Genomic DNA, 1,848 nt, shown 5'->3' with positions numbered 1-1,848 from the left:
GCGGCGGCCCGCTCGGTTGCGAGGCGGCGCAGGCCTTCTGCCTGCTGGGCGCGAAGGTCATCCAGGCGCAGCGCGAACCGATGTTCCTGCCCGGTGAGGAACGCGATGCCGCCCAAATCCTTTCGGACGCGCTGGCGCGCGAGGGTGTCGAGGTTCGCCTCAACACCGAGGTGGTGGCGGTGCGGACGGAAGGCGGCAAGAAGCTCGCCGACCTGGTGTGCGACGACATCACGACGACGATTTCCGTCGATGAGATCATCACTGGCATCGGCCGATCGCCCAATGTCGACGGCCTCGACCTGGAAAACGCCGGGGTGGCATACGATGCCGACGGTATCAAGGTGGACGACTGTCTCCGCACCACAAATCCGCGCATCTATGCGGCGGGCGATGTCTGCCTCGCCTATAAATTCACCCACACCGCCGAGGCGACAGCCCGCATGGTCGTGCGCAATGCCCTGTTTCTCGGACGCAGGAAGCTGAGCGAACTGGTCATTCCGTGGTGCACCTATACCGATCCGGAGATCGCCCATGTCGGCCTCTATCCGGCGGAGGCGCGCCAGAACGGCATCCCGGTCAAGACCTATACAGTGCTGATGCACGATGTCGCCCGTGCGGTTATGGACGGCGAGGAGGAGGGTTTTGTCAAAATCCACGTCAGGGAGGGGTCCGACCGCATCCTGGGCGCCACGGTCGTTGCCAGCCATGCCGGCGAGATGATCAATGCGGTGTCGCTGGCGATCAAATCGGGCATGGGATTGCGTGCGCTGGCCGACGTCATCCATCCATTCCCGACGCAGGCGCAAGGCATCAAGATGGCCGGCGACGCCTATCGGCGGACAAGGCTCACCTCATCGTGGAAGCGTCTGGCGGGCCGCTGGTTGGCGTGGTCCAGGCGATGGTGATATTCCGGCAGCCTGCCGCAACTGGTGCATCTGACAATCAGCGACGATGCGGCGCTTGACGAAAGGCTCGTCGGCTGAACAAGTCGAAGCCGATTGTTATGGTTTGGGGCCGTCACGCATGCCGTCTGGAATGAAGTCTCAGGCGCAAAGCCCAGAGCGTCCACTTTGAAACCCGCGGGCGCACAACCGCTCGACGCTGTCTCCGCGGCGAAAGCCGGGCGACGTGTGCTGGTTGTGTCCCACGATCCAGCCTTTCCGCCGATCTCAGGCGCGGATCTGCGGAACTATCGCAATGCTGAGTCTGCTGCGCAATTCGGCCCGGTCTGCCTGGTATCTGTGCTGCCGCAGGCGACGGAAACAACCGATCCGTCGATCCGCACCGAAGCCTTGTCGATCAAGGGAGAGGCCCGCTCCAGTTCGATCGGGTGGTGGCGTATAAGGGCGGAGCGTCGCATCTCGCGCGTCGCCTTGACGCGGCTGGAGACACTGGTTCGGGACTTCCGCCCGGACACGGTGCTGATCGAGGGCATCGGCCTGTTCAAGCTGCTGCGGCCTTTGCGGGCACTGACGAAACAGCTCATCCTCGACATGCACAATGTTGAGTCCGACCTGGCGGGTCAGCTGCGGCACGTCGATGCGAAGCGGGCTGCGGTGGCGACGATCAGCGAGGGCCTTGGCATCAGGCGTCTCGAGAGAAAGGCGCTTGCCCTTGTCGACAGGGTCTGGGTCTGCTCGAGCCAGGATCGAGAGCGGTTGATGGCGCTTTCCCGGCACAAGTTGCCGATCGATGTCGTTCCAAACGGAATTCCGCACGCCGGGCACAGCCCCGAAACGCTGCCCGCCGAGCCCGTATCCGACGAAAGCTTTCCGGTGATCCTGTTCGTCGGCCATCTCGGCTATCCGCCAAACGTCGATGCCGTCCAGAGGTTAGCCGGCTCCATAC

The 1,848-nt window shown here is 63.6% G+C and carries 2 protein-coding genes; both read left to right on the top strand.

Annotated elements, in window-relative coordinates; genetic code table 11:
• Nucleotides 1–905, top strand: a 905-nt coding sequence (locus EN984_RS33160) for an FAD-dependent oxidoreductase (protein WP_164765858.1), incomplete at its 5' end; no start/stop codon positions are given.
• 336 nt (nt 906–1,241) lie between these two features.
• Nucleotides 1,242–1,848: glycosyltransferase (locus tag EN984_RS33155; RefSeq protein ID WP_245480171.1), on the top strand; the 607-nt coding region annotated here is incomplete at its 3' end.

The organism is Mesorhizobium sp. M7A.F.Ca.CA.004.12.1.1, assembly GCF_003997835.1.
In the GTDB taxonomy this organism is placed as follows: domain Bacteria; phylum Pseudomonadota; class Alphaproteobacteria; order Rhizobiales; family Rhizobiaceae; genus Mesorhizobium.
The sequence above is the reverse complement of the archived record's forward strand: the minus strand, read 5'-3'. Positions and strand labels throughout refer to the sequence as shown.